14 protein-coding genes and 2 pseudogenes are annotated in these 19,704 nt (G+C 58.0%); 15 read left to right on the top strand and 1 reads right to left on the bottom strand.

The window, feature by feature from the left end:
* Positions 1-146 precede the first annotated feature (146 nt).
* The 3 genes from AC56QX_RS38320 (at position 147) to AC56QX_RS38310 (ending at position 4,292) form a co-directional block, all read left to right on the top strand.
* Complete coding sequence (locus AC56QX_RS38320; protein ID WP_497118512.1) at positions 147-1,253, top strand: ABC transporter substrate-binding protein; 1,107 nt, start codon at positions 147-149, stop codon at positions 1,251-1,253.
* A gap of 196 nt (positions 1,254-1,449) precedes the next feature.
* A complete protein-coding gene (locus tag AC56QX_RS38315; protein WP_497118511.1) occupies positions 1,450-2,499 on the top strand; it encodes an ABC transporter ATP-binding protein in 1,050 nt (349 codons plus the stop codon).
* Between the two features lie 20 nt (positions 2,500-2,519).
* Positions 2,520-4,292 (top strand): ABC transporter permease subunit, encoded by a 1,773-nt coding sequence (locus AC56QX_RS38310; protein WP_497118510.1) that lies wholly within the window; start codon positions 2,520-2,522, stop codon positions 4,290-4,292.
* 368 nt (positions 4,293-4,660) lie between these two features.
* Here AC56QX_RS38310 and AC56QX_RS38305 read toward each other — a convergent pair.
* Positions 4,661-5,416: pseudogene (locus tag AC56QX_RS38305) on the bottom strand (IS5 family transposase); the annotation flags it as partial.
* 318 nt (positions 5,417-5,734) lie between these two features.
* Here AC56QX_RS38305 and AC56QX_RS38300 point away from each other — a divergent pair.
* From AC56QX_RS38300 to AC56QX_RS38245, 12 genes and pseudogenes are all read left to right on the top strand, one after another.
* Positions 5,735-7,174, top strand: coding sequence for an amidase (locus AC56QX_RS38300; RefSeq protein ID WP_497118509.1), 1,440 nt, complete (start codon positions 5,735-5,737; stop codon positions 7,172-7,174).
* A gap of 84 nt (positions 7,175-7,258) precedes the next feature.
* A pseudogene (locus AC56QX_RS38295) lies at positions 7,259-7,416 on the top strand (ectoine/hydroxyectoine ABC transporter ATP-binding protein EhuA); the annotation flags it as partial.
* Positions 7,417-7,586: 170 nt separating this feature from the next.
* Complete coding sequence (locus AC56QX_RS38290; protein ID WP_497118881.1) at positions 7,587-8,840, top strand: methylaspartate ammonia-lyase; 1,254 nt, start codon at positions 7,587-7,589, stop codon at positions 8,838-8,840.
* A gap of 12 nt (positions 8,841-8,852) precedes the next feature.
* Positions 8,853-10,004, top strand: a complete 1,152-nt coding sequence (locus AC56QX_RS38285) for a CaiB/BaiF CoA transferase family protein (RefSeq protein WP_497118508.1) — start codon at positions 8,853-8,855, stop codon at positions 10,002-10,004.
* Positions 10,005-10,137: 133 nt separating this feature from the next.
* Positions 10,138-11,040, top strand: a complete 903-nt coding sequence (locus tag AC56QX_RS38280) for an HpcH/HpaI aldolase/citrate lyase family protein (RefSeq protein WP_497118507.1) — start codon at positions 10,138-10,140, stop codon at positions 11,038-11,040.
* Positions 11,041-11,166: 126 nt separating this feature from the next.
* Entirely contained in the window at positions 11,167-12,093 is a 927-nt protein-coding gene (locus AC56QX_RS38275; RefSeq protein WP_497118880.1) for a LysR family transcriptional regulator, read from the top strand.
* A gap of 203 nt (positions 12,094-12,296) precedes the next feature.
* A complete protein-coding gene (locus tag AC56QX_RS38270; RefSeq protein ID WP_497118506.1) occupies positions 12,297-13,730 on the top strand; it encodes an NAD-dependent succinate-semialdehyde dehydrogenase in 1,434 nt (477 codons plus the stop codon).
* Between the two features lie 6 nt (positions 13,731-13,736).
* Complete coding sequence (locus tag AC56QX_RS38265; RefSeq protein ID WP_497118505.1) at positions 13,737-15,281, top strand: fumarate hydratase; 1,545 nt, start codon at positions 13,737-13,739, stop codon at positions 15,279-15,281.
* Positions 15,282-15,783: 502 nt separating this feature from the next.
* A complete protein-coding gene (locus AC56QX_RS38260) occupies positions 15,784-16,281 on the top strand; it encodes an Lrp/AsnC ligand binding domain-containing protein (RefSeq protein ID WP_496628060.1) in 498 nt (165 codons plus the stop codon).
* A 163-nt stretch (positions 16,282-16,444) separates the two neighbouring features.
* Entirely contained in the window at positions 16,445-17,851 is a 1,407-nt protein-coding gene (locus AC56QX_RS38255; protein WP_497118504.1) for an aminotransferase, read from the top strand.
* A gap of 117 nt (positions 17,852-17,968) precedes the next feature.
* Positions 17,969-18,451 (top strand): GIY-YIG nuclease family protein, encoded by a 483-nt coding sequence (locus tag AC56QX_RS38250; RefSeq protein ID WP_497118503.1) that lies wholly within the window; start codon positions 17,969-17,971, stop codon positions 18,449-18,451.
* Complete coding sequence (locus tag AC56QX_RS38245; protein WP_497118502.1) at positions 18,448-19,695, top strand: DGQHR domain-containing protein; 1,248 nt, start codon at positions 18,448-18,450, stop codon at positions 19,693-19,695. The genes AC56QX_RS38250 and AC56QX_RS38245 overlap by 4 nt, the downstream gene beginning before the upstream one ends.
* The last annotated feature ends 9 nt before the right edge of the window (positions 19,696-19,704 follow it).

Genomic DNA, 19,704 nt, shown 5'->3' with positions numbered 1-19,704 from the left:
AAGTTACAGAGCTGTCCGGTCGGCGTTTCTCCGCAATTTTCCTTTAATGCTGACCGATTCCGCCTCATGGCACGTGTCGGGAAGTAACCTCGTCGTATCGCAGAATCCGGGGCTCTCGTGACCAAAGGATCAACTGGGAGGAAGCAATGAAGCATCGTTTAAACCGCAGACGTTTTATCCAGGCGACGTCATCCGCTATCGCTGTAGGCGCCCTATCTTCTGTCACTACCCGAGCTGTGGCGCAATCCTCTGGAGAACTGCGAGTCTTGGTCAACGGTGGCGAAGTCGGAAAGGCACAAATCGAAGCGTATGTGAAACCGTTCGCAGCAGAGACTGGCATCAACGTAACTCCAATCACCCAAGACCTCGATTTCGCGAAGCTTGAGCTGATGATGAAAGCAAACAACGTCACGATCGACGCAAGTCCACTTAATCCAGGCGCGGTGTTTCCCGCAAGTGATAAAGGGTACCTCGAGAAGATCGACTACTCGATCTATAAGAAGGAAGAGCTTGACGGGTTCTACGAGTTCGCCAGGGATACGTTCGGCATCGCCTCGCTTGTCTATTCTTATAATATGGTCTACAATACAAAGAAATTCCCTGCTGACAAGCCGCGACCGACCAACTGGGCCGCGTTCTGGGACGTCGCAAAGTTTCCCGGTACTCGCTTCCTCGTGTCGGGTCAGTTTGGATCCGAAGGGCCCTGGGAAGAGGCGTTGATGGCGGAGGGTGTCGATCTCGATAAACTTTATCCGATGGATATCGACCGGATTTTCGCCAGCCTGGACAAGATAAAGCCGCATATCCGGAAGTGGTGGACGAATGGGTCCGAGATTCAGCAATTGATGAGTGGTGGAACTGGCGATATCATGAATTCTTATGACGGACGAGCAATCTCGTTGATTGATAAGGGTTCGCCGATCGAAATCAACCGCAGTCAGGCCAAGCTAACGTGGGACTATTGGGTAATCCCGAAAGGGGGGCCCAATACGCAAAACGCGCAAAAGTTCGTTGAATTCGCCACCCGGGGTGAACGCCAGGCGGCCTTCTGCAAACTCTACCCCGAAGGTCCCAGCAACCGTAATGCCTTTAAGTTCATACCAGAGGATGTGGCCCGCAAGCTGCCTACACATCCGGACTACGTAGCGAAAAGCATCCCCATAAACGGTCGGTGGTACGCCGAGGTCGGCTCGGATGGCCTGTCGAATACGCAAAGGCTCGCGCAGCGCTGGAACGAGTGGGTTCTGCGATAGACCCAGATCTGTGAGTTGGTCGGCGAGGGGGTAATCTCTAATTTGCCGCCTTGCCGACCTATGATATTCTGAAGGAGCCGACCATGTCGGACGTCCTTGTTTTTCAGGATCCCATTTCGGACGATCCGTCGATCTCGATCTTGGCAGCTGCCATCGCGATGTCGCTGCGTCCGTCCCATCAATCGAGGATAACGCATTGGAGCAGAACTCAATTCCCGCTCAGATTGAATTTCGAAACGTTACCAAGATGTACGGGCAGGTCGCCGCCGTACAGGACCTGTCACTGACAGTTCGTCGCGGCGAGTTCTTGACCATTCTCGGTCCGAGCGGTTCGGGCAAGACCACGGCGCTCATGCTGCTTGCCGGGTTCGTAGCGGCCAGTAAGGGCGACATTCTGATCGCCGGAAATTCTGTGGCCGCAGTCCCATCCTATCGGCGCGACCAAGGCATTGTGTTCCAAAGCTATGCGCTGTTCCCGCACCTCACGGTACGTCGGAATCTGGAATTTCCGCTCGAAATGCGGGGCGTCAAGACGGCCGACAGGGCAAAGCGGGTCGATCGCATCCTTGAGCGTGTGCATCTCAAGGACTTCGGCGGTCGCATGCCGTCGCAACTGAGCGGCGGTCAACAGCAGCGCGTGGCGCTCGCCCGTGCGCTCATCGCTGATCCGCCGTTCCTCCTGCTCGACGAGCCCCTCGGCGCCCTCGACCGCAACCTTCGCGAGCAGATGCAGATCGAAATGAAGAACCTTCACAAAGAGTTCAACATCACCACCATATGCGTGACGCACGACCAGGAGGAGGCGCTTACACTGTCAGATCGCATCGTCGTCATGCGTGCCGGGCGGATTGAACAGACCGATTCGCCTGAAGCCCTTTACGATCGGCCGGCATCCCGCTTTGTAGCGAATTTTCTCGGAGAGGCCAACATTCTCGAAAATCTCGATTGTGATGTGGAATCCGATGCGGCGCAGCCGTCGGGCACCGTGCCCATGATCAGGCCAGAGCGTATCCGTGCCTCCGCGCCGGCGGCGCCGGAGAGGGCCGATGCGAGCCAGTGCCAGTCCGTTACCGGCACTGTCGACGATATGATCTATGCCGGACCGTTGCGGAAATACCATGTGCGCGTCGGGAGCAACGTGCTCGTCGCGCGCGAACATGCCGCCTCGGGGCAGCAGATATTCCAACCCGGCGACACAGTGCGGCTTGACTGGCTGCGGTCCGACGTTCGCTTCGTAGCGGCGTGAACCCCCGGGAGAAAATGCAAATGCTTCAGAAATTCGGCCGAATGCCCATTGCACTCACCGTGCCGGCACTCGCCATCCTGCTCGTCGTTTTCGGTATACCGATCGTTCAGCTCTTCCTGACTAGCCTCAATGCGCCGGACTTTTCGATGGTCAACTATCGTGCATTTTTCGGCCGGTCGGCGAATGTCCGCGTGCTCTACCAGACGATCGAGATCAGCTTGGTGGCCACAGCGATTTGCCTCATCATCGGCTATCCCGCGGCCTATCTGATCGTGACAGCCTCCAAGCGTTTGCGCATGGCGCTCATCGTGCTCGTCGTTATCCCCTATCTCACCAGCGGGTTGGCGCGTACGTATGCCTGGATCATAATTCTTGGCGATGGCGGCCTGATCAACAATCTTTTGCTCGAACTCGGTCTGATCTCGAGCCCGCTGCCGCTCATCTATAACCGTATGGCCGTCTATATCGCCATGGTGCACATTATGCTGCCTATGATGATCCTGCCTCTGGTCAGCGTCATGATGGGTATTGACAGGTCCCTGATGGCCGCAGCGCGCAGCATGGGCGCGGGGCCGTTCACTGCGTTCTGGCGCGTGTTCTTTCCGCTCAGCTTGCCGGGCGTGCGCAGTGGCTCCCTGTTGGTCTTTGTGATCTGCCTCGGCTTCTACATCACGCCGGCTGCCGTCGGCGGCTTGCGAGATGCCATGCTGTCAACCTTCATCGCGTCGCAGGTCTCGACCGGCTTTGATATGGCACCCATTGCAGCCTCGTCTTTCATTCTCCTGGCGATCGCCGTGGTCGTGCTCTCCCTGCTTGGGCTCGATCTTTCGGGTACCCAGGGGCGCGCGGTACAAGCAGTGCGGAAGTCTCGGCCAAGCCGGCTGCCCTCATTCGGCATAATGAAAAGCTATCTCCGCGAACTTCCCGTTTCCTCACGTGCGAAGCGATGGACGGTCCAGCTCTATCAAGCCCAGGGCGACAGCCAATGGTCGAAGGTCGTTGGACCGGTGTTCGTCGTTGTGGTCATGTTCTACCTGCTGTTTCCCGAAGCCGTCGTGATCATCATGTCGTTCAGCGCCGGGTCGGTTCTGGAATTTCCACCCTCGGGCCTTTCGCTGCGGTGGTACCGTTCTTTCTTCGACGATCCGTCCTGGTACGGCGCTGCCTGGACCAGCATTCAGATCGGCGTTGCAGTCGCCATCCTCTCGACCGTCGTCGGCACGCTCGCGGCCTACGGCATCAGCCGCGCCCGCCCGCAGTTGCGCAGCTCTCTGACCATGGCGATCCTGACGCCGATTACCATTCCAGTTATCGTTGTGGGCGTAGCGACCTACTTCGGGCTGGCCAATCTCGGACTGATAGGCTCGAAGACAGGTATCGTCCTGGCACACAGCATCGGCGCCATAGGCTATGTCGTCGTGATAGTGTCGGCGACACTGGCAAATTTTGACCGTACGCTAGAGCAGGCAGCAATGAGCATGCGGGCTGCGCCGCTGCAGACCTTCATGAGGGTGACGTTGCCCTTGATACGGCCGGGCATCATCGGCGGCGCGGTGTTCGCCTTCATTCACTCCTTTGACGAGGTCGTCGTCACCTCATTTGTCGGCGGATTCTCAATGTACACCCTCCCGCTGAAGATGTGGGAAAATATACGGAACCAGATCGACCCGACGGTCGCCGCAGTGGCGTCGCTATTGACCCTTCTCCCTGTGCTCTGGTTGGTAGCCCTATACGTCACGTGGTGGCGATCGAGGCAAACGAGTCACCGCGTGCTTCCAGAGGCCCAGGTTTGAGGTCATGCGGAAAGGATCCGGCCAACCTTGTGACGTGATCGGGCTCAACGCTTTCTGCATTGTTCGCGCCGCACCATGAACTGAGGTCGGCTTGACCTACGATACGCGTCCGGGAGCTGCAAGCTGATGTCACATACTTCTCGGTTGCTCGGACTTCAGAAATAGAAATCAGAAGTCCCCAACGACCGAATCCCTCTTTAGGAGAGCGGCAAGAACGGCGATACTTGAAGATGCTTGATCGCTGAACTGCTCCAATTTCTTGCTTTACCGGTCGCGGCCGCATTAGCGCCAACCAAGTTGCTGAACTTGATGTACATAACTGGACAGATCGATTTACCGCGGTTTTTGAACGGCAAGGCGGACAAACCGGCGCGGTTGAGGACATTGCGAAGCTGCGCGCCGTCATAGGCCGCCGCGCTCGTGACGTTCCAGCCGCGGATGAAGCCATGCCGACGATCGATCGCGGCGTGGTTCTTGTAGCCGAATGCGGGAATGGCGATGTCGCGCTGCTGCACCTTTCCATCCTCGGCCATCTTGGCCTTCGAGAACTTCACCGTCCAACGCGCGTCCCGGTCCTTCTGGCGCAGCTTGGCGGGCTTGTCTTTCCACTCGTCCGGAACCTTGCCCGCCTTGATGTCAGTCTTCTCGGCGTCGGTGTTGCGCTGCTTGGGCGCCGCCACGATGGTGGCATCGACGATCTGCCCGCCCATCGCCAGGTAGCCGGCCTTGCCGAGGTGCTTGTCGAAACGGGCGAACAGGTTATCCACCGCGCCGGCCTGTGTGAGATGCTCCCGGAACAGCCAGATCGTCTTGGCGTCCGGCACCCTGTCTCCGAGACCCAGCCCGAGGAAGCGCATGAAGGATAGTCGGTCCTGGATCTGGAACTCGGCCTGGTCGTCAGACAGGCCGTAGAGCGCCTGCAGAACCATGATCTTGAACATCATCACCGGATCGTAAGGCGGCCGACCACCCTTCGCGCCATCGGAACGCTTCAGCGCCTTGCCGAGCGGCTTGCGGAAAACCTCCCACGGCACTACCGAGTTTAGCTTTTCCAGCGGATCGCCGGCCTCGCTCAGCCGCACATATCGCTCGTCAATGTCCCAGAAACCAGCCTGTCCCCGCATCCACTGCCTCCGCGCAAATCAACGCGCCGAGTGAATCAAAATCCGGTTCAAAAGGCGAGGTATTTCGAACTGTCCAACTGGAAATGCGGGCCATTCGTATCAGGGTGGCCATGAAGCGGGCCACAGCACTCACGGCTTCCAGCCGTATCGTTGCGAGATGACCATGATACACAAACTGAATTTGATGCGAGCTGCCGCTTGGTCAAATATAGACGCAATAGGCGACGTCAATGCAGCACAACAAGGTCGGGAAGACCGCAGAATCAACAATAGCTCGCACTTTATGCCCGAAGAACTGTATATAGCGGACTTTGTAAAATGAAGAGTCGTTCATCCGTGCCAACATCTCTTGAGGGTCTGACGGCATGCGAATGCCTGAAGCTATACCGAAGGCGGCAGCTCTCGCCCGTTGAAGTCGTCGATGACTGTCTCAGCCGGATCGACGCAAACAACCCGATGCTAAACGCATTTTGCCTCGTCGATCACCAGCGGGCTAGGTCTGCTGCCCGGGCTTCGGAGGGGCGCTGGATGAAGGGGGAGCCAGCCGGAGTTCTCGATGGCATTCCGGTCACCATCAAAGATCTAACCTTGACGCGGGACTGGCCGATAAGGCGTGGATCACTGTCGAGCAGCGCCGAGGGACCCTGGACAGACGACGCGCCCGTTACAGCGCGCATTCGCGAGGCCGGTGCCGTTATCCTTGGCAAGACAACCACTCCGGAGTTTGGCTGGAAAGGTGTTACAGACAGCCCCCTCTACGGCATCACCCGCAACCCTTGGAATCCTGAACTGACGCCAGGCGGCTCCTCTGGCGGCGCAGCAGTTGCGGCGGCCCTCAACCTCGGCTTTCTTCACCAAGGTAGCGACGGTGGGGGATCAATCCGGATACCAGCGAGCTTCACAGGAACCTTCGGCTTCAAGCCGACCTTCGGCATCGTTCCGCAATGGCCCGCTAGCGCTATGACCACGCTGTCTCATTTGGGGCCGATGACCCGCACGGCCGCGGATGCGATCCTGATGATGAATGTCATCGCACGAAAGGATGCTCGCGACGGCTACGCTGGACCCGCCTATCCCGGCCTTGAGGTCAATCCAGCAAAAACCCTCAAGGGTCTGCGCATCGGCTACAGTCGAGACCTTGGGTATGTGAAGGTGGCTCACGACATCGAAAGAGTCACCGATATTGCGGTCGACCAACTTCGGGCTCTTGGAGCGGAGGTGGTCGAAGTCAATCCGGGATTCGCAAATCCGGTCAAGATATTTGAGACATTTTGGTTCGCCGGCGCCGCCCGTATTCTGTCGCGAATGAACAAAAAGCAAAGACAACTTTTGGAGCCCGGCTTTCTGGAAGGTGCCGAACGCGGTCTGACGATTACGCTTACCGAATTTCAGGAAGCTGAGGAGATGCGGTACGCGCTTTCCGCTCTCATGGCGAAGTTCCACGAAGACTACGATCTCCTGGTCACACCGACAATGCCTATCGCCCCGTTCCCAGTTGGGCAAAACGTACCAGATAATAGTTGCACAGGGTGGGTGGACTGGACGCCCTTCACCTATCCCTTCAACCTGACACAGCAACCGGCTGCGTCCATTCCATCGGGGCTGGATGATCAAGGGCTCCCCGTTGGGCTACAATTGGTCGGTGCGCGTTATTCTGATACTACCGTCCTTGCGGCGGCACATGCGATCGGGGTACGTGGACGGCCGATGCCGGTCCACAAACCGATCGTGTCAAGGCAGGGCAATCAATCAGAATAGGATTCGCCAATGTTCTGCCCTTTGCATACCCTGACGATCAGGCTCACCCAAAGATCGCCCTCGGCTTCCAGGACATGCTGATGGGTCACGCATCAAATGGGATTTGCGCGCGATATTTCAGACCGGGTCTGCTTTTCTACAGGGGTAGAATTGAAGAACAGGCGCCCCCAAGCGAATTGTTTGGTGATCCGAAGAGCGACCGCACCCGCCAGTTTCTTTCAGCCGTCAAGGAAGCGGTGTAGGCCTTCAAAGCCAGCAGGTCGACGATTTCGCCCAGGCCATCTTAAAAAGTGATGGCTATGATCGGGCCATTATATTGGCGGCTTCAATTGCAGATGTTGCATACTTTCCGTGACGCAATTCGTTGACCTCGCCAGCCACTGATGAGCTGGCCAATCTCGGCGGCAAAAACGTGCGAATCAAAGACGTTCTTTTAACGCCCGGCAACGGTGCCTTTTTCTACGATGATCAAGCGGCCATAAGGGTAGGAGCCCGACAGGACGGTTTCATCTACGTCGGGGAGCCGCTGTTGCCCGGCTTCCGCTCCATCCGCATTCCCGCGGCCTCTGTCAGCATTGGCCTGATACTTGAAGATGATGCGGTCTTCTGGGGCGATATGATGGGGGTCCAGTACTCCGGCGCCGGCGGACGCGACCCTTTGTTCGAAACCGCATCGATCATCGAGATCGCATCAAAAGTCGTTGTTCCCCGGCTGCTCGATGTTGATTCTTCGCGGTTTCTGGATGCCTGCAGCGAGGTTTTCGTTTTTGCAAAAGGCGAGCGGCTGCCCCTCTCAATCGAATACGGGGTGAGCCAGGCCCTTCTCAGAGCCGCCGCCCACGCTGCGCGCAGGACCATGGCCGAGGTCGTATGTGCCGAACTTGGCCTGCCGCTCCCCAACCGAAGGGTGCCGATCTACGCCCAGAGCGGCGATGCGCGCGAAATCAACGTCGATAAAATGATCTTGAAGGGGGCGGATGTGCTCCCCCACGGCCTCATAAATTCGCGCAGCAAATTCGGCGTCGGAGGGGAAACCTTTCTGGATTTCGTCAAATGGGTGGCGCAACGCGTCAAGCAAATCGGCCAACCAGGATACCATCCGGTGCTGCATTTCGATGTGTACGGCTGGATCGGGATGGAGATCGGTCTCGACGTTCAGCGCATCGCCGACTTCATCAGCAAGGTGGCTGATGTGGTTCCGGAGTTCACGGTGAATATCGAATCTCCAGCCGACTTCGGGTCTACGCCGGCACAGGTCGATAACTACGCGCGGATCGTCAGCATCCTGGACGCCCGGGCGTCGCGTGCGCGCATCGTTGTCGATGAACGCTGCAACACGCTTGAGGATGTGCGTCTGTTTGCGGAGGCGAAGGCGACCCATCTCGTGCAGATCAAGACGCCGGACGTGGGCTCGATCGCCGACAGCGCCCGAGCGGTGCTTCTCTGCAAAGAAAACGACGTAGGCGCCTATGTGGGAGGCAGCTGCAGCGAGACGGATCTCTCGGCGCGGGCGACGGTTCACATTTCGGTGGCCACGCAGGCGGACATGATGCTCGCGAAACCAGGCATGGGCGTCGACGAAGGCCTTTCCATTGTCGGCAATGAACAAAATCGGTTGCTCGCCATGCTTGATCGACGTCGGGCACAGAATCTGAACGCCGCGTAGGAAGCGCTCCTGATGAAGAACAGTCTCAAGGACATCACGGTTGTGGCAGTCGAACAGGCCGTCGCAGCGCCCTACGCGTCGTCTCGTCTTGCGGATGCCGGCGCCCGGGTGATCAAGGTCGAAAGGCCCGAAGGGGACTTTGCGCGAAACTACGACAAGCTGGTGCGCGGACAGAGCGCTTACTTCGTCTGGCTCAACCGGGGTAAGGAGTCGGTCTGTCTGGACCTGAGGTTGGAGGCCGATCGGGCCGTCCTGGACACGCTCGTTGCCGGTGCGGACGTCTTTATCCAGAATCTGAAGCCGGGCAGCATCGAAAAACTGGGTTTTGGGTCTGCTGATCTCCGTCGACGATATCCGCGGCTGATCACCTGCGACATTTCTGGTTTCGGAGAGAAGGGGCCGTATTCCCATTTGAAGGCCTACGATCTGATCGTCCAGGCCGAAACAGGTCTATGCGCCATCACCGGCAACCAACAAGGGCCTGCGCGTGTAGGGGTCTCGGTTTGCGATATCTCGGCGGGCATGACAGCGCACAGCGCCATTCTTCAGGCGCTGTATCATCGCGAGGTCACCGGAGAAGGGACAGGCATCCAGGTGTCACTGTTCGATGCCGTCGCGGACTGGATGAATGTGCCGGTTCTGCAAAACGACTACAGCGGCTACCACACGGTACGCGCGGGTGTGAAACACCCGTCGCTGGCGCCATATGGCGCCTATCGTTGCGCCGACGGCAAAGAGGTCATCTTTTCGGTTCAAAATGACCGCGAATGGGTGAATTTCTGCGAGAAGTTCCTGAAGCAGCGGGGACTTACACGCACACCTGGTTTTGCAGACAACATGGAGCGCCTCGGTCACCGTGCGCAACTTGATGAGATCATTGAACGGCGCTTTTCCGAACTTTCCTGCCACGAAGCAATGCACGAGCTCGAAGCGGCCGGCCTGGCATATGGCCGTTTGAACGAAGTGGTGGATGTTTCAAGGCATCCACACGTTCGCAGGGTTGAGGTTGTCACACCTGAAGGAGCGGTCGAGACGATAGCGCCAGCGGCGATCTTCAACTCGGAGCGCCCCTCGCTACGGCCAGTTCCGGCTCTTGGTGCTCATACCGAGGCTGTCCGCGAGGAGGTTCTGGGGCTTTTGCGCGAAAAAGCGGCCTCAGCGTGAGTGCGCGTCTCGGTAAAGTGTGTGCGCTCACGATTTACAAAGAGCCTGCGTACTTCGGCCCATCTCAGCGCACCGGCGGCCCAGCAAGCTCATTGCCGCCGCCCCCTCTAAAATCGACCGCACAGGCGGCCCCATGATCAAGGACAACGTTCCGAGCGTTGAAAGCGCAAGGTCTGTACCCCGCTGGAGATCGCTGCTCTTCGTTCCCGCTCATGTTCCACGCTTTGTGGAGACGGCCCATGAGCGCGGGGCAGATGGCGTCATTCTCGACTTGGAGGACTCCGTTCCCCAGGATCAGAAGGGCGAGGCAAGGCGGCAGCTTCCTGAATGCGTGGCAAAGGTGGGCCGGAAGGGCGCATCTGTCTTGGTCCGGGTGAATCATGGTTTGCGCGCCTTGGCGGCCGATCTGGATGCAGCGGTGATAGCAGGTGTTGACGCACTGGTTCTTCCGAAGACGGATTCGGCAGAGTGGGTTGTAGAAATCGCGAATGCGGTTTCGGAACTTGAACGGGAAAGAAATCTTGCGCCGGGACGCATCCGGTTCCTTGCTCAGATCGAGAGTCCGGGCGCCTTGCAAAGGCTTGCGGCCATTGCGTTGGCGCATCCAAGGATGGTCGCAATGGCGCTCGGTCCTGAAGATTTCAGTGCCGCTGTTGGCGGCGCCCCTGAGTTCGACCTACTGTTGGCGCCGAACCTTTCTGTTCTGTTTGCCGCCCGTGCGGCCGGCTTGCTCCCGCTAGGCTTCATAGGAAGCATCGGCGAGTTGTCGGACACTGATAAACTTCGTGAAACCGCGGTGCATGCGCGGCGGCTTGGCTTTGCCGGAGCTTTGGCGATCCATCCGATGCAGGTGGCCATATTCAATGAGGCTTTCTCGCCAAGCGCACAGGAACTCGAGTGGGCTCATCGTGTCGTCGCGGCGGAAAACGATGCCGCCGCCCGCGGCCTGTCTGCATTCTCATTGAATGGCAAGATGATTGATCCCCCAGTGGTGCGTCGCGCCCACGAGATCCTGGCTCTCGCTAGCAATAACTGAGCCTTAATCAGCGGCCGGACAGGCGCTGGTTCCGGAGCCTGGCTCTACAGTTGTTGCTTGCGTGCCATCTCGTTTCGAGATAGATATGAAAGCACTGGGGATCATGCCCGGTTGGATTTGTTCATCGTGGACATCAGGCAGTTAAGATACTTTATCGGCGTCGTTGAAGCCGGCAGTTTCACGAAGGCAGCTGCGACCCTCAACGTTGCTCAAAGCGCTCTAAGCCTGCATGTGCGGCAACTGGAGGAAGGATTCGGCACCCAGCTACTCGTTCGCGATCGGACGGGTGTCAGCGTCACGGCGTCAGGAGATAAGCTGCTTGAGCGCGCGCGGATCATCCTGAAGGAAATTCAGCTCACTGAGGCCGAACTGACCAACTCGGTGGCTGCTCCTTCCGGAGAGGTGACCATTGGCATTCCGTCCGGAGCCGCACGCGTCCTTAGTGGCCCCCTGATTGAATCGATAAGAAACGAATTGCCGAGGATCTCGCTTAAGATGATCGAAGGCATGACGGGACCACTGGAGGAATGGATGGCTGCTGGCCGTTTCAATCTGGCTGTCCTTTACCGCACTGCCGAGAGTGTGGGGCAAATGACGGTGCTGGCCCGCGAAGAGTTTTGCCTGGTGGTGCCGCCGGGTGAACCGCCTTTCGAAGATTCGGTACGGCTCGCTGACCTGCACGCGTTTCCGCTGGCGGTTCCAATGCGCAACAACAATGTCAGGCGTTCGGTGGCTGATGTCGTTGCGCAGCACGGTTGTGTGCTGGACGTCAGATTCGAAGTCGACTCCCTTTCTACGATCATCAGTATGGTCCTGGAAGGAAAGGCGTATTCCATCCTTACACCGTCGGCCATTCAGAAAGAGGCGTCTCAAGGCCAAGTCCGAACGGTTAAGATCATTGATCCAGTGATCACCCGTTCCGTGGTCCTTGCCGTCAACCCGAAAGATGAGCGCTCTCCAGCCGTTTCTGCGGTCCGCAAGCTGATCCCAAAGGTCGTCAGGACATTGATCGAGAGCAGGCACTGGTCGGCCACGGCTCCGGACCGGGATTAGGCACATCCTTCAAACCAAGTTCCAGGTGCTACCGCTCCTCCGCGACTGCCTGAGCCATATCAATCTGTATTCGAGATGGTTTTGGGCGATATTCAATATTTGACCGGACCCGACCATAACGATGAAACTGCATAGAAGCGAGCCCATGGTCCGGATATCGGCTGGTCTTGCACTGGCAGGAATACAGTCAACTGGAGCATGCGATGTCCAACGCCACGAGCTATCAGCTTTTCATCAATGGCAGGTGGCGAGCCGGTAGTGACGAAATTATTCTGCCGGTAACCAACCCGGCGACAGAGAAGGTATTTGGCTCGGTGGCCGCGGCTTCAGCGTCGGATCTGGATGAGGCTCTCGCTTCCGCAGAGCGAAGCCGCCGGGCTTGGTCCTCACGGCCTGCAAACGAGCGCGGCGATATCCTTGTGGCGGCCGCCAGGATCCTTGCTACGAAGGTGGGAGACGCAGCGAAGGAATTGTCGACCGAACAGGGAAAGACGATTGCCGAAGCGACAGGTGAGTACGCGCGCGCTGTCGAAACACTGGACTGGAACGGCACGCATGCCGAAGAGCTGTCGGCCCCTATTCCGATGGGCCCGAACCGCATGATCGTCCCCGAGCCCCTTGGCGTCGTTGCTGCCTTTACGCCTTGGAACTATCCCGCCGTTCTCATCGCCCGCAAGCTCGCCCCCGCTTTGGCGGCAGGCTGCCCGGTGATCCTCAAAGGGGCTGAAGAGACACCAAGCGCGGCTGTCCATTTCGTCGAAGCCTTGCGACAAGCGGGTATTCCGGACGGCGTCGTCAATCTCGTCTTTGGCGTTCCGGTACAAATATCCCGGCATCTCCTCAACTCGCCGATCGTCAAGGTCCTAACTTTCACGGGTTCTACCGAGGTTGGAAAACAGCTGGCCAAGCTCGCCGCGAATAACTTGCAGCGGTGCATTCTTGAACTCGGTGGGCACTCCCCGGTCGTTGTATGCGAGGATGCCGACCTGGCAAAAGCTATACCGGCAATCACGGAATACAAGTTCGAGTGCGCGGGTCAAAGCTGCAATGCGCCCAGCAGGATCCTCGTCGCGCGGAACCTCTACGAGGAATTTCTGTCCCGGATGACGGAAGCCGCTCGCAAAATCAAGATCGGCCCACCGGACGATCCGGCGACGGAGATGGGTCCAATGGCGAACGCACGGCGAATCGAGGCCATGCAGCGTCTGATCCAGGATGCTGTCGATCGCGGCGCCCGCATCGAAACCGGCGGCACCCGCCTCGACCAGCCGGGTTTTTACTGGCCACCGACCATCCTGACAGGGGTGCCAAAGGATGCGAAAGTGCTTCATGACGAGCCGTTCGGGCCGATCCTCACCGTGGCGCCGTTCGACACGATCGACGAGGCGATCGAAGAAGCCAACGCCACTGAGTATGGCCTGGCTGCCTACTTCTTCACCGGCGCCACCGATGCGAAACGGGCGCTGATCGGCGGTCTTTCGGCAGGCGCGATCAGTGTAAACTACCTGAAAGGGGTTTCCGCAGATGCACCATATGGTGGCGTCAAACAAAGCGGCTACGGATATGAGGGGGGTGAACAGGGATTGCGGAGCTTCCAAAGCCTGAAACTGGTCAACGGGCTTGGGTCATTCGGATGAGATTCGGTGAATAAAAAAACACGAACCATTGCCGGCAAGGATATCACAAAGAGCGTCGCCGACGCCCTTCAGTACATCTCATACTACCATCCCCCCGACTACATCCGGTATCTTTCGCAGGCATACGCGCGCGAACAAAGTCCGTCGGCTAAGAACGCCATCGGGCAGATTCTGCTGAACTCCCGCATGGCGGCCTTCGGACGGCGCCCGATCTGCCAGGACACCGGTCTTGTGGTGGTCTTTGCAAAGGTCGGCATGGGCGTCCGCATCAAATCAACGGCCAGTTTCGCCGACCTCGTGAATGAGGGCGTCCGCCAAGCATATCTAGACCCTCACAATCCCCTTCGACCATCGATCGTCTCGGATCCGCTTGCCAGGCGGGTGAACACGCGTGACAACACGCCAGCGGTCATCCACCTCGACCTTGTGCCCGGCAACCAGATTGAGATTACCATCGCAGCAAAAGGGGGCGGATCGGAAAACAAGGCGCGTTTCACCACCCTTAACCCCAGCGCGTCCGTTGCCGACTGGGTAGTCGAGACCGTTTCGACGCTCGGCAGCGGATGGTGCCCGCCCGGCCTGATCTCGGTCGGCATCGGTGGTAGTGCCGAAAAGGCGATGCTGCTGGCTAAGGAGGCCATGAACGAGCCCATCGACATGTCGGAGTTGATCGCCAGGGGGCCGTCCTGCGCGGAGGAGGCACTGCGGGTCGAGCTTTATGAACGAATTAATGCCCTAGGCATCGGCGCTCAGGGCCTAGGCGGCCTGACGACAGTCGTTGACGTCAAGGTTGCGACTTATCCTACCCACGCCGCGTCCAAACCCGTGGCGCTCATTCCACAATGCGCCGCCAACCGGCACCTGAAGTTTACCTTGGACGGCTCCGGACCCATCAGGCTTGAGCCGCCCGACCTTTCCGAATGGCCCCAGATCGGTCATGAGGATTTGCACACAACCGGCGTCCGGCGGGTCAATCTCAATACGCTCACAAAGGAAGAGACGGCATCATGGCGCTGCGGGGATACCCTTCTTTTGTCCGGAAAGATGTTGACGGGTCGTGACGCCGCCCACCAGCGAATGGTCGACCTGATCGATGCCGGCAAGCCGCTCCCGGTCGATCTGCGGGGACGCGTGATCTACTACGTCGGACCCGTCCGCGCAGTGAGGGATGAGGTGGTCGGGCCGGCTGGCCCGACAACCGCCAGCCGGATGGACGGTTTTACTGACAGGATCCTCGTCGAAACCGGACTTTTCGCGATGATCGGTAAGGCGGAGAGGGGACCGGCGACCATCGAGTCGATTGTCAGACACAAGGCGCCCTATCTCATCGCAGTGGGGGGCGCTGCGTACCTGATTTCAAAATCGATCAAGGCGGCGCGGATTGTGGCCTTTGAAGACCTGGGCATGGAAGCGATCTATGAATTCGAGGTGCAGGACATGCCAGTTATCATGGCTGTCGATGTTGAGGGAAACTCCATTCACAATTCCGGACCCCTTGAGTGGCGTAAGCGCATGGCGGCCGACAGCATCGCCCGCAGCATCGGCGTTTGAACCTTCCCGGCTGCGCGATCCGGCCAGACTCCCGCGCCGGATTTGGGCCGCATCGGTAACATAAGCGGTATTTTTTGTGGTTCAGCTCCTCGGCGAGCCAGATAAGAAAGGCCTTCAAGTCGCTCTCGATGCCAAATGCTCGGATGTAAACACCGCATCGACCTGCCGCCCATACGATCGATGCTCCGGTGCTGTCGAGGGGGCCAATCAGGTCAAGCACCGGAGATACCAAAAATGCGCTACCTATTTACGACGAGGTCGCCGCCGACAGGCGATCACCCCTCTGCAAATGCGTCATCGCCCGGTTAGGGAGGGGCAATAGCCCAACTGTTCTACAGCCTTTCTGCTTGGATCCCTCTCAGTCACCTGACTTTAGACAACCTCGCACTGAAGCGTTGTAGGCCGAGGACGGATGACGTCCACTACATTCGCTCACTTCAATCAATGATAGAATTGGTTGGCACTAATTGCGCTGCCGACCACCGCTTGAGAGCAAAAGGTCATGAAGTCGAAACCCGATCCTGTGCGACTAGACGCTTGGGACGTCCGGATACTCTCAGAGATCCAGTCAGATGGTCGGATTTCGAAAAGCGAGCTCGCAAAGCGTGTTCACCTTTCGGCGTCGGCCTGTTCGGAGCGGCTCCGCGTGCTCCAAGCCGCAGGGATCATTGAGGGGTTCTACGCGCGACTCAGTCCAGCCCTCATCGGAGGCATCATCTCTATCATGGTGGAAGTGGTTCTGGATCGCCATCGTCTCGAGGATCAACGACACTTCGAGACTGCGATCCAAGAGATTCCGGAAATCCTGGACTGCTGGGCTATCGGAGGGCGGATCGATTATCTGATGCGCGTTTCATCTCCTTCCATGGCTGCGTATCAGGATTTCATGGAGGGATTGCTGCAGGCAGGCTTGGGTATCGACCAATACTACAGCCTTGTCGTGACGAAACCAGTGAAATCCAATTCACCAATCCCCTTGTCCGCTCTAAGGCAACGGTAAATCCCCGAAGCCTTGGTTTCCACGGTGATTGGTGCCGATTCCGCGAATTCGTTGGCCAAAGACGTGCATTCCCGCGAAACCCGAGAGGTGTTTGCCGGTATACTAATTGCTAAGAGGCGGCTGGCTGAGTGTCCTCCGCCGACTGATCGCGAGGAGAGGAACGATGGGCTTGAGCAATCTTGGAACCGAGCAACTCCAGGAGAAAGATCGAAACTTCGTCTTTCATCCGTCTACGCACTTAGCCAAGCACAGCCGCGGCGAGACGCCAAATCGGATCATGGCCGGAGCGGAAGGCGTCTACATCTGGGATACGGAAGGCCGAAAGAGCCTCGACGGTTTTGGCGGGCTCTATTGCGTCAATATGGGGTATGGCTGCACCGAGATAGCCGACGCCATTGCCAGGCAAGCACATGAGTTGCCGTTCGCGCATGTCTATGCCAGCCAGGGCACGGAGCCGGTTGCTCTCTTGGCGGAGGCGGTCGTCGAATATTTCGGTCAGAACATGCGCAGGGTCTATTTCGGTCTTTCCGGTTCCGACGCCAACGAAACCAACATCAAGCTGGTCTGGTACTACAACAACATCCTCGGCCGCCCTGAAAAGAAGAAGATCATCTCGCGGCATCGCGGATATCACGGGTCCGGGCTGGTCACCGGTAGCCTGACAGGCCTGCCCTTCTTTCACGATTTCTTCGACCTGCCTCTGGATTTGGTGCGCCATACGACGACGCCGCACCATTACCGCCAAGCGCGTGACGGCGAAAGCGAGGAAGCATTCTCCAAGCGCTGTGCCGATGAACTTGAAGCCCTTATCCTCGCCGAAGGTCCGGAGACGGTTGCAGCCTTTATCGGGGAGCCGGTACTTGGGACCGGCGGCATTGTTCCTCCCCCAAAGGGATACTGGACCGCCATTCAAGCGGTGCTCGACAAGTACGATATCCTTCTAATCGCCGATGAAGTGGTCTGCGGCTTCGCGCGAACCGGTGAGAAATTCGGTTCCCACCTCTATGGCATGCGTCCGGATTTCGTCACGATCGCCAAGGGCTTGAGTTCAGCCTACCTGCCCATTTCCGGCTCTATCATTGGGGACCGCGTTTGGTCGGTCTTGGAACAAGGAACGGAGAAGCACGGCCCACTCGGCCATGGCTGGACATATTCCGGTCACACGCTTTGCGCGGCGGCCGCGCTTGCCAATATTAAATTGATAAAGGAAAGAAACATCTTGGAACATGTTCGGGATGTCGGACCGTACTGGCATGCCCGCATGAAAGCCGAACTGGAGGGACATCCCATTGTTGGCGAGGTTCGCGGCGTAGGCATCCTATCCGCCGTAGAGCTGATGCGGGATCCTAAAGAACGGGTACCATTCGAGCCCGGACTTCAGGTCGGCGCGCGCGTCGCCGCTGCTCTGTTTGAGAATGGTGTCATCGGGCGGGCCATGCCGCACGGCGATATCCTCGGCTACGCCCCGCCTCTGATCATTACCCGAAAAGAGATCGACATCATCGTCGATGCGACCGCGAAATCAGTCGATACGACTTATCACGCGCTGCAGGCCGAGGGCGCGATTTGATCCCCACGGAAGTCGGTGGATACCGGTAGGATTGCCGCCGGCCCAACAACATTCTGGCGACAGCCGAGCTTCACAACGCAGATTGCCGCCACATTAGAGCCGTACCGGATTCGCCCCTTGGACCCATTTCTTCTCGATCTCGCCGCAGATGAAATGCGCACGATAAAGTGCGCCCCACATCCGGCCCGGTGGCTGGAATTCGATCAAAATTATCCCCTGGTTTGGAATTATATCCCCTTTACCCAAGCCAATTTAGCCCAGGTACCCGACCAGCCGGGGATCTATTGTTTCTTCGTGGGTTTGCCGCCGAATTCTTTGCCCCCGGTTGGCTATCCGCTTTACGTGGGAAAGACCGAGCGAACCTTACGTCAGCGGTTCATCGAATACATTAATGAAGAAGACCATGACACCGGCCGTGTCCGTGTGCGAAAATTTCTCAAGGTGTTCGAAGGTGAACTGCACTTCGCGGCCGCTGCCTTTCAAGGAACACACGACGAGATCATGGCGTTGGAGACTGCTGCAATGGAGGCCCTGATGCCGGTCTACAGCGATCTAGGTTTCAAAGCCGAAACGCGAGCCAAACGGAGTGCTTGGCAATGACCGGGACGCTTTTTCTCCCAGCTCTGCAGGGGAGCTTCGGTAGTTGGCTCTACTACGTGGCGCTGATGCGTCTGAGCGACCTAGGCGAAAGGGTCACCTATGCGCGCGAGCTGCAGAACAATCCGCAATTGAGTGAGGTCATCCAGCGCCGCCTGGACGACAGCAAAAGAGCCCAAGACATTGCGGAGTATCTGCTTCAGACGCCTGACCGATTCTTCGGTTCTCTTGTCGTTGGAGTCATGGGCGGGTCACCTAACTGGCATCCGTTCGGTCTGTCAGCGCGTCGCGACGAACATAAGCTGGGTGAGGTCATTGAGCAGGACCAGGATTTGGTCGGCTATCTTGAACTCAGTGGAAAGGAGAAACTCTTCGCACTTGACGGACAGCATCGTCTTGCCGGCATCAAGCAGGCTCTCGCCACCGATGCGAAGCTGGGACGCGAGCAGGTCTCCGTCCTTTTTGTCGGCCACAAAGCTGATCAGCTAGGCCTGCGTCGGACACGTGGCCTCTTCATTTCTTTGAACAAGAAAGCCGTACCGGTGCAGCGCAGGGACATCATCATCCTCGACGAGGTCGATCTGCCCGCCATCATCACGCGTAACTTGCTCGACGAGCATCCTTGGTTTTCGCGCGGGCAGGTCGCCGCCGACCGATTCACCACCAGCATTCCAGCAGCCGCTCCCGAATGGACTACGATCGGAAATTTCTATGACACGAACGCTAATGCAATAGCCCGGGTCATGGCGTTAGAGCACGCATCCGAACTACGGACAGCCGCTCGAATCCGGCTGGAGGAGGATCGTATAGATTACTATCGGAACCTCGTCATCGAATACTACGGACGTTTGGCCGATCTGGAACCAAAACTAAAGGAAGTATTCCAAGAATTTACCCCAGCTATCGTCCGTGCCGCTAGAAAGCCGCCTGAGCCGCGTCTCCTGTTTAGACCCCTCGGATTGAAGATCGTGACGCGAGTATTGGCGGCATTGCGTCGAAATCTCTCATTGGACGAGAGTTTCGCTCAGTTGCGACGTCTGCCCATGTCGCTTTCCCAACCCCCGTATGTCGGCATCATATGGGACTCAGTTGGCGACCGCATGATGATGCGTGGCGAATCTTTGACCACCCGCCTCATGCTGTACATGCTCGGCGCAGCGCCCGGTGATGATCGTCTGAAGCGCGCCTATGCGGACTGGTTCGGAAAGGCGGTCGATGAGGTGCAGCTTCCGGCACGTCTGCCATGATTACGTGAA

The organism is Mesorhizobium sp. RCAM 06353 (assembly GCF_059683585.1).
Note: the sequence above shows the minus strand (reverse complement) of the source record. Positions and strands in the feature narration are given on the sequence as shown.

Bases quoted from the DNA above. Each gene is read 5' to 3' on its own strand.
- AC56QX_RS38320 (WP_497118512.1), top strand. From the start codon at position 147: ATGAAGCATCGTTTAAACCGCAGACGTTTTATCCAGGCGACGTCATCC.
- AC56QX_RS38310 (WP_497118510.1), top strand. From the start codon at position 2,520: ATGCTTCAGAAATTCGGCCGAATGCCCATTGCACTCACCGTGCCGGCA.
- AC56QX_RS38300 (WP_497118509.1), top strand. From the start codon at position 5,735: ATGAAGAGTCGTTCATCCGTGCCAACATCTCTTGAGGGTCTGACGGCA.
- AC56QX_RS38285 (WP_497118508.1), top strand. From the start codon at position 8,853: ATGAAGAACAGTCTCAAGGACATCACGGTTGTGGCAGTCGAACAGGCC.
- AC56QX_RS38280 (WP_497118507.1), top strand. From the start codon at position 10,138: ATGATCAAGGACAACGTTCCGAGCGTTGAAAGCGCAAGGTCTGTACCC.
- AC56QX_RS38270 (WP_497118506.1), top strand. From the start codon at position 12,297: ATGTCCAACGCCACGAGCTATCAGCTTTTCATCAATGGCAGGTGGCGA.
- AC56QX_RS38260 (WP_496628060.1), top strand. From the start codon at position 15,784: ATGAAGTCGAAACCCGATCCTGTGCGACTAGACGCTTGGGACGTCCGG.
- AC56QX_RS38255 (WP_497118504.1), top strand. From the start codon at position 16,445: ATGGGCTTGAGCAATCTTGGAACCGAGCAACTCCAGGAGAAAGATCGA.
- AC56QX_RS38245 (WP_497118502.1), top strand. From the start codon at position 18,448: ATGACCGGGACGCTTTTTCTCCCAGCTCTGCAGGGGAGCTTCGGTAGT.